Below are 8928 nucleotides of genomic sequence, written 5' to 3'. Positions count from 1 at the left end.
CGACACCGCCGCCCGGCGCGGCCGGTCGACGGCCGGCCACGGGGTGGCCTCGGTGACCAGCGCGACGGCACCCGCCGCCCAGTCGATGTGCGGGGACGGCTCGTCGACGTGCAGGGTGGCGGGCACGATCCCGTGCCGGATGGCCTGCACGACCTTGATCACCCCGGCGACGCCGGCGGCGGCCTGCGCGTGGCCGATGTTCGACTTGATCGAGCCGAGCAGCAGCGGCCGGTCGGCGGGCCGGTCCTGGCCGTACGTGGCCAGCAGCGCCTGCGCCTCGATCGGGTCACCGAGGGTGGTGCCGGTGCCGTGCGCCTCGACGACGTCCACGTCGGCGGTGGTGAGCCCGGCGGTGGCCAGGGCCTGCCGAATCACCCGCTGCTGGGACGGGCCGTTGGGGGCGGTGAGGCCGTTGGACGCGCCGTCGGAGTTGATGGCGGAGCCGCGGACCACGGCGAGGACCTGGCGGCCCTGCCGGCGGGCGTCGGAGAGCCGCTGCACGAGGAGCATGCCGACGCCCTCGGACCAGCCGGTCCCGTCGGCCGACGCGGCGAACGACTTGCACCGCCCGTCGGTGGCGAGGCCGCGCTGCCGGGAGAACTCGACGAACGCGGTCGGGGTGGCCATCACCATCACACCGCCGGCGAGGGCCATGTCGCACTCGCTGCGCCGCAGCGCCTGGCCCGCCCAGTGCAGGGCGACCAGGGACGACGAGCAGGCGGTGTCGAGGGAGACGGCGGGCCCCTCCAGGCCGAACGTGTACGCGACCCGCCCGGAGATGACGCTGCTGGTCATCCCGGTCAGCATGTAGCCCTCGGCGGCCTCCGGCGAGTACGCCAGCAGCGAGCCGTAGTCCTGGCCGCTGGTGCCGACGAACACGCCGGTGCTGCTGCCCCGCACGGTGGCCGGGTCGATCCCGGCGGACTCGAACGACTCCCAGGTGGTTTCCAGCAGCAGCCGCTGCTGCGGGTCCATGGCCAGCGCCTCGCGGGGGCTGATGCCGAAGAAGCCGGGGTCGAACCGGTCGACGCCGCCCAGGAAGCCGCCGCCCCGGGCGTAGAAGGTGCCGCTGGCGTCCGGGTCGGGGCTGTAGAGGGTGTCGAGGTCCCAGCCCCGGTCGGTGGGCAGGTCGGTGATCGCGTCGACGCCGTCGGCGACGAGCCGCCACAGGTCGTCGGGCGACCACACCCCGCCCGGCAGCCGGCAGGCCATGCCGATGATCGCGAGGGGCTCGTCGTCGCCGACGGCCACGGTGGCGGTCGTGGGCCGGACCGGGACGGGGGTGCCGGCGATCTCCGTGCCGAGGTGGACGGCCAGGTCGTGCGGGCTCGGGTAGTCGAAGACGAGGGTGGCCGGCAGTCGCATGCCGAACGCGTTGTTGAGCCGGTTGCGCATCTCCACGGCGGTGAGCGAGTCGAAGCCGAACTCGCTGAACGCCCGGCGCGGCTCGATCGCGGCCGGGTCGGGGTAGCCGAGCACGGCGGCGGCCTGGCCCCGGACGATCTCGACGAGCGCGGTGACCCGGTCGGCGTCGCCGAGCGCGGCGAGATGCTGGACCAGGGACGCCCCGGTGCCGGCCGCGGCGGCGGCGCGGGCGGGGGTGCGGATCAGCGCCCGGTACAGCGGCGGGATGGTGCCGCCGGCGAACTGCGCCTTCATCGCGGCGAGGTCGAGGCGGGCGGGGACGAGCGCGGCGTCGGGGGTGCGGCAGGCGGCGTCGAAGAGGGCCAGGCCCTCCTCCGCCTCCATGGCGGCGACGCCGGAGCGGGAGATCCGGTTGAGGTGGACGTCGTCCAGCTCGGTGGTCATGCCGCTGCGGTCGGCCCAGAGGCCCCAGGCGAGGGTGAGGGCGGCGAGGCCGCGCGCCTTGCGGTGCTGGGCCAGCCCGTCGAGGAACGCGTTGGCGGCGGCGTAGTTGCCCTGACCGGGGCCGCCGGCGGTGGCCGCGAGGGACGAGTACGAGACGAACGCCTTCAGGTCGAGGCCGGCGGTCAGCTCGTGCAGGTTCCAGGCGGCGTCGACCTTGGGCCGCAGCACGCCGTCCATCCGCTCGGGGGTGAGCGAGGAGATGACGCCGTCGTCGCGTACCCCGGCGGCGTGGATGACGGCGGTGAGCGGGTGCTCCGCCGGGATGCCGGCGAGCAGCTCGGCCACCGCGGCCCGGTCGGCGACGTCGCAGGCGGCGACGGTGACGGTCGCGCCGAGCGCCTCCAGGTCGGCGCAGAGTTCGGCGACGCCGCCGGCGGACCGGCCGCGCCGGCTGGTGAGGATCAGGTGCCGGACGCCGTGCACGGTCACCAGGTGCCGGCTCATGAGCTGGCCGAGGGTGCCGGTGGCACCGGTGATCAGCACGGTCCCGTCCCCGTCGAACGGGGCGGCGGGCGGCTCCGCGAGGGCCGGCACGCGGGTGAGCCGGGACCCGGCGGCGACGCCGGAGCGGATCACGACCTGCGGCTCGTCGGTGCCCACGGCCGCGACCAGGGCGGCGGCGCAGCCGGCCACGTCGTCGACGTCGACCAGCACGAACCGGTCGGGGTTCTCCGACTGGGCGGAGCGGAGCAGGCCGATGACGGCCGCGCCGGCCAGGTCGGTCAGGTCGGCGTCGGTGGCGTTGGCGACGGCGCCCCGGGTGAGCACGACCAGCCGGGAGTCCGCGTACCGGTCGTCGGCGAGGAACTGCTGGAGCATGGCGAGGACCCGGTGGGTGACCTCGGCGACGGCCCGGGGCACGTCGGCCGACGCGGGCGGGTCGAGCAACGGCACGACCAGCACGCCGGGCGCGTCCGCGCCCTCGTCGAGCGCGGCGGCCAGGGCGGTCAGGTCGGGGTACGCCGCGACGGCCGTACCGGTGGCGGCGACGGCGTCGGTGAGGCCGGCGGCGTCGCCGACGACCGCCCAGCCGGCGGTCGACGGGCCGGCGGGCAGGGCGAGCGGGGCCCACTCGATCCGGAACAGCGACTCGGTGCCGCCGCCCCCGGCGACCCGGAGCTGGTCGGCGGAGACGGGCCGCAGCACGAGGGAACCGACGGAGATGATCGGCGCGCCGGTGACGTCGGCGAGCAGCAGGGAGACGCTGTCGGTGCCGGTGTGCGAGACGCGGACCCGGGCCGCCGCCGCGCCGGCCGCGTGCAGGGCGACGTCGTTCCAGGAGAACGGCAGCCGGCCGTAGCCGGGCGGCATGTCCGCGCCGGACGGCTCGCCGGCGGGCGTGGTGAGGCCGAGGGTGTGCAGGGCCGCGTCGAGCAGCGCCGGGTGCAGGCCGTACCCGCCGGCCTCGGCGGCCGGGGTCTCGGGCAGGGCCAGCTCGGCGAACAGCTCCTCGCCGCGCCGCCAGGCGGAGCGCAGCGCGATGAAGGACGGGCCGTAGTCGTAGCCCTGGGCGGCGAGGTTCAGGTACAGGTCGTCGGTGCCGACCTCGGTGGCGCCGGGGGGCGGCCAGGCGGTCAGGTCGGACCAGCCCTGCGGGCCGCCCGGGGTCGCCGGTCCGCCGGCCAGCACACCGCTGGCGTTGCGGGTCCAGGGCCGCTCGCCGGTGCCCTCGGCGGGCTCGCCGTCCGCGGCGGAGTGCAGGGAGACGGTCCGGCAGCCGGTCTCGTCGGCCGGGCCGATCCAGAGCTGGATGTCGACGCCGCCGGTCTCCGGCAGGATCAGCGGCGACTCCAGGGTCAGCTCGCGGACGTGGTCCGCGCCGACGTGCGCGCCGGCCTGGAGGGCCAGCTCGACGAAGCCGGTGCCGGGCAGCAGCACGGTGTCGAAGACGACGTGGTCGGAGATCCACGGGTGGGTGCGCCGGGCCAGCCGACCGGTGAACAGGAAGCCCTCGGCGTGCGCGACGCCGACGGCGGCGCCGAGCAGCGGGTGCTGGGCGGGGCGCAGGCCGACGGCGGTGACGTCACCGGTCCACCCGGCGCCGGCCTCCGGCCAGTACCGCTGGTGCTGGAACGCGTACGTCGGCAGGTCGACCCGCCGCGCGCCGGTGTCGGCGAACCACGGCTGCCAGGTGACGGGGACGCCGTGCGCGTGCAGCTCGGCCAGGCCGGCCAGCAGGGCGTGGGCCTCGGGCCGGTCCTTGCGCTGGGTGGCGACGGCGAGCACGTCCTCGTCGCCGGGCAGGAGGTCACCGGCCATCGCGGTCAGGACGCTCTGCGGGCCGATCTCCAGGAAGGTGACCGCGCCGGCCGCCCGCAGGGCGGTGACCCCGTCGGCGAAGCGGACCACCTCCCGGACGTGGCGCACCCAGTACTCGGGGGTGCGGATGTCCTCGGCGGCGGCGAGCGCGCCGGTCAGGTTCGACACCACCGGCAGCGTCGGCGCGGCGAACGTCAGCGTGTCCAGGACGGCCCGGAACCCGGCGAGCATCGGCTCCATCAGCGGGCTGTGGAAGGCGTGGCTGACGGTCAGCCGGCGGGTGCGGACGCCCCGGTCCCGCCACGCCCGCTCGACCTCGTCGAGGGCGTCGGCCGCGCCGGACACGACGACGGCCGACGGGCCGTTGACGGCGGCGATGCCGACCCGGTCGGTCAGCCCGGCCAGGCTGGCCGCCACGTCCGCCTCCGGCGCGGCCACGGCCAGCATGCCGCCGCCGGCCGGCAGCGCCTGCATCAGCCGGCCCCGCGCGGCCACCAGGGCGCACGCGTCGGCCAGGGACAGCACGCCGGCCACGTGGGCGGCGGTGATCTCGCCGATCGAGTGGCCACCGACCAGGTCCGGCGCGATCCCGAACGACTCGACGAGCCGGAACAGCGCCACCTCGACGGCGAACAGGCCGGCCTGGGTGAACACGGTCTGGTCCAGCAGCTCCGCCTCGGCCGTGCCCGGCTCGGCGAACAGCACCGGCTTCAGCGGCTGCGGCAGCAGCGGGTCCAGCCCGGCGCACACCTCGTCCAGCACGGTGGCGAACCCGGGGAAGTACCCGTACAGCTCCCGTCCCATGCCGGCGCGTTGCGCGCCCTGGCCGGAGAACAGCACCGCGAGAGGGCCCCGGTCGGCCGCCTGGCCGGCGACCACCGCGCCCGACGGTTCCCCCGCCGCCAGCGCCCGCAGCCCGGCGACCAGGTCGTCGCGGCCGGTCGCCAGCACCACGGCGCGGCTGTCCAGGGCGGACCGGGAGGTGACCGACGAGAAGGCCACGTCGAGCGGGCGCAGGTCCGGGTCGGCGGCCAGCCACGCGGCCCAGCGGCCGGCCTGCGCGGCGAGCGCCGCGGCGTCCCGGGCCGACACCGGCACCGGCACGACCGGCCGCTCGACGGCCGGCGCGGCGTCGGCCGGCGCGGCCTCGACGGCGGGGGCCTGCTCGACGATGATGTGCGCGTTGGTGCCGGAGACCCCGAACGACGACACCGCGGAGCGGCGCGGCCGGTCCACCGCCGGCCACGGGGTGGTCTCGGTGACCAGCTCGACGGCACCGGCGTCCCAGTCCACCTGGGGGGTCGGAGCGTCCACGTGCAGGGTGGGCGGGACGACGCCGTGCCGCATCGCCAGCACCATCTTGATCACCCCGGCGACGCCGGCGGCGGCCTGGGTGTGCCCGAGGTTCGACTTCACCGAGCCGAGCAGCAGCGGGGCCGAGTCGCCCCGGTCCTGCCCGTACGTGGCCAGCAGCGCCTGCGCCTCGATCGGGTCGCCGAGCCGGGTGCCGGTGCCGTGCGCCTCGACCACGTCCACCCCGCCGGCGGCGAGGCCGGCGTTGGCCAGCGCCTGCTGGATCACCCGCTGCTGGGACGGCCCGTTGGGGGCGCTCAGGCCGTTGGACGCGCCGTCCTGGTTGACGGCGCTGCCCCGCACCACGGCGAGGATCGGGTGGCCGTTGCGCTGGGCGTCCGACAGCCGCTCCAGCAGCAGCACGCCGACGCCCTCGGACCAGGAGGTGCCGTCGGCGGCGGCGGCGAACGCCTTGCACCGGCCGTCCTCGGCGAGGCCGCCCTGCCGGGAGAACTCGACGAAGGCGGCCGGCGTGCACATGGCGGTGACCCCGGCGACGATGGCCAGGGTGCACTCCCGCTGGCGCAGCGCCTGGCCGGCGAGGTGCAGCGCGACCAGGGAGGACGAGCAGGCGGTGTCGATGGTGACCGCCGGGCCCTCCAGGCCGAAGGTGTAGGAGATCCGGCCGGAGACGACGCTGCCGGCGTTGCCGGTCATCAGGTGGCCTTCCAGGCCCTGCGCGGCGCCCATCAGCACGCCGCCGTAGTCCTGGCCGGTGCTGCCGGCGAAGACGCCGGTGCGGCTGCCGCGCAGCGAGTGCGGGTCGATGCCGGCCCGCTCCAGGACCTCCCAGGAGGCCTCCAGCAGCCACCGCTGCTGCGGGTCCATCGCCAGGGCCTCCCGCGGGGAGATGGCGAAGAAGCCCGGGTCGAAGTCGGCCAGGTCGGGCACGAAGCCGCCCTGCCGGGTGTACGAGGTGCCGGCCCGCTCGGGGTCGGTGTCGTACAGCGAGCCGAGGTCCCAGCCCCGGTCGGCCGGGAAGTCGGTGATCACGTCCCGGCCGGACGCGACGACCTCCCACAGGTCCTCCGGCGTCCGCACCCCGCCGGGGAAGCGGCAGCTCATGGAGACGATGGCGACCGGTTCCTGCTCGCCGGCCTCCACCTCGCGCAGGCGTTGCCGCACCTGGTGCAGGTCGGCGGTGACCCGCTTGAGGTAGTCGAGAAGCTTCGCCTCGTCAGCCATGGACCGCGCACTCCTTGTGTTGACCCGTCGACGCAGCAGCGATCACGTCAGGACACCCCCAACTCCCGGTCGATGAAGTCGAAGACCTCGTCCGGCGTGGCGTCCTGGAGCTTCTCGGCGACGGTGTCCCCGCCGCCGCCCGCCGGGGCGTCGTCCTCGTTGAGGGAGGCGAGCAGCGCCCGCAGCCGCTCGGTGATCCGAATCCGGGCGCTGCGGTCCGGCGCCGAGCCGGTGAGCGCCGCTTCCAACCTGTCCAGTTCGCCGAAGACCGGCGCGACGCCGACCACCCCGCCGTCGACGATCGCCGCCCGGACGTACTCGGCGAGGCCGGCGGCGGTCGGGTAGTCGAAGACCACCGTTGCGGGCAGCCGGACGCCCGTGGCCGCGGCCAGCCGGTTGCGCAGTTCCACCGCGGTCAGCGAGTCGAAGCCGAGTTCCCGGAAGGCCCGGTCCGGTTCGACGGCGTCCATCGAGGCGTGCCCGAGCACGGCGGCGGCCTGGCCGCGTACCAGTTCCAGCAGGGTCTTGCGCCGCTCGGCGTCGGTCTGCCCGGCGAGCAGGGCGGCCAGCGACTCGGGGGACGCCCCGGAGTCGTCGGCCCGCTCGGCGACGGCCCGCTGCGCCTCGGCGACGCCCCCGAGCAGCGGGCTGGGCCGGACGGCGACGAACCCCGGCACGTACCGGGCCCAGTCGATGGCCGCGACCAGCGTGGCCGGTTCGCGCCGCGCCACGCACCGCTCCAGGGCGGCGAGGGCGGGCGCGGTGTCGAGGCGGGCCACGCCGGTACGGCGGCGGCGCTCCTCCACGGCCGGGTCGGTGGCGGCCATCCCGCCGGCCGCCCAGGGACCCCAGGCGACCGAGGTGGCCGGCAGCCCCTGCCGGTGCCGCTGCTCGGCGAGGGCGTCGAGGTACGCGTTCGCGGCGGCGTAGCTGCCCTGGCCGGCGGCGCCGAGCTGGCCCGCCATCGCGGAGAACAGCACGAACGTGCGCAGCTCCCGGTCGACGGTCAGCTCGTGCAGGTGCAGTGCGCCGAGCACCTTGGGACGTAGCACGGTGGCGATCCGGTCGGCGGTGAGGCCGTCCAGGACCCCGTCGTCGAGGACGCCCGCCGCGTGCACGACGCCGGTCAGCGGCGCGTCGGCGGGCACGTCGTCGAGCAGCTTCGCCAGCGCGGCCCGGTCGGCCACGTCGCAGGCCGCGACGGTGACCCGGGTGCCCGCCTCGGTCAGTTCCCGGACCAGTTCGGTGGCGCCGGGCGCGTCCGCGCCCCGGCGGCTGACCAGCAGCAGGTGCTCGGCGCCCCGGGCGGCCAGCCAGCGGGCCACCTCCGCGCCGAGCGCGCCGGTGCCGCCGGTGACCAGCGTGGTGCCCGGGTGGTCGGGCGCGTCGGCGGCGGGGGCGCCGGCGGGGGCCCGGACCAGCCGGCGGACGAGGACGGTGGCCCCGTCGACCGCGAGCTGGTCCTCACCGTCGAGGCCGGCGAGGGCGGCGCAGAGCAGGTCCCAGCCGTGGTCGTCGAGGGTGGCCGGCACGTCGACCAGGCCGCCCCAGCGCTCGGGGTGTTCCAGGGCGACGACCCGGCCGAGGCCCCAGAGCAGCGACTGCTCCGGCCGGTCGACGGTCCCGCCCCGGGTGGTGCCGGCGGCGCCCCGGGTGACGCACCACAGCGGCGCGGACACGTCGAGGTCGCCGAGGGCCTGGATCAGGGCCAGCGAGCGGGCGAGGAACGGCGGCACCGGCTGGGTGTCGTCGACCGCGCCGTCGGCGAGGGCGAGCAGCGACAGGACGCCGTCCGCCGGGGCGGTGTCCCCGTCGGCGGTGCGGGTGGCGGCGGTCAGGTGCTCGGCGACGGCGGCCCGGTCGGCCAGCCGTTCGGGCAGCACCACCAGCCGGGCTTCGGCGCCCCGGCGGGTCAGCTCGGCGACCGCCGTCTCGCCGTCGGCCGCGTGCCGCTCGTCGGCGACGACCCACCAGGCGCCGGGGAGGAAGCTCACGGGCGTCCCGGTGTACGGCTGCCAGACGCTGCGGTAGCGCCAGTCGTCGAGGGTGGACCGTTCGCGCTGCTGGCGCCGCCAGGAGGCGAGCACCGGCAGGGCCGCGCCCAGCCGTTCGAGGGACTCGGTGGCGCTCTGCGCGGTGAGTTCCGCGAGCGCGGAGAGGTCCTCCCGCTCGACGGCGGCCCAGAACGCGGAGTCGACGCCGGTGGGCGCGTCGTCCTGCCCGGGTTGTCCGGCGGCGGCGGTCGGCCAGAACCGGTCCCGG

General features: G+C 76.7%; 2 protein-coding genes. Both read right to left on the bottom strand.

The features are described 5' to 3' along the window. On the bottom strand, positions 1-6666 hold a 6666-nt coding region (locus C5N14_RS31305), incomplete at its 3' end, for a type I polyketide synthase (RefSeq protein ID WP_117673503.1). Between the two features lie 47 nt (positions 6667-6713). After that, positions 6714-8928: SDR family NAD(P)-dependent oxidoreductase (locus tag C5N14_RS31300; protein WP_117673501.1), on the bottom strand; the 2215-nt coding region annotated here is incomplete at its 5' end.

It is taken from the genome of Micromonospora sp. MW-13, from assembly GCF_003434305.1.
Lineage (GTDB): Bacteria > Actinomycetota > Actinomycetes > Mycobacteriales > Micromonosporaceae > Micromonospora.
Note: the sequence above shows the minus strand (reverse complement) of the source record. Positions and strands in the feature narration are given on the sequence as shown.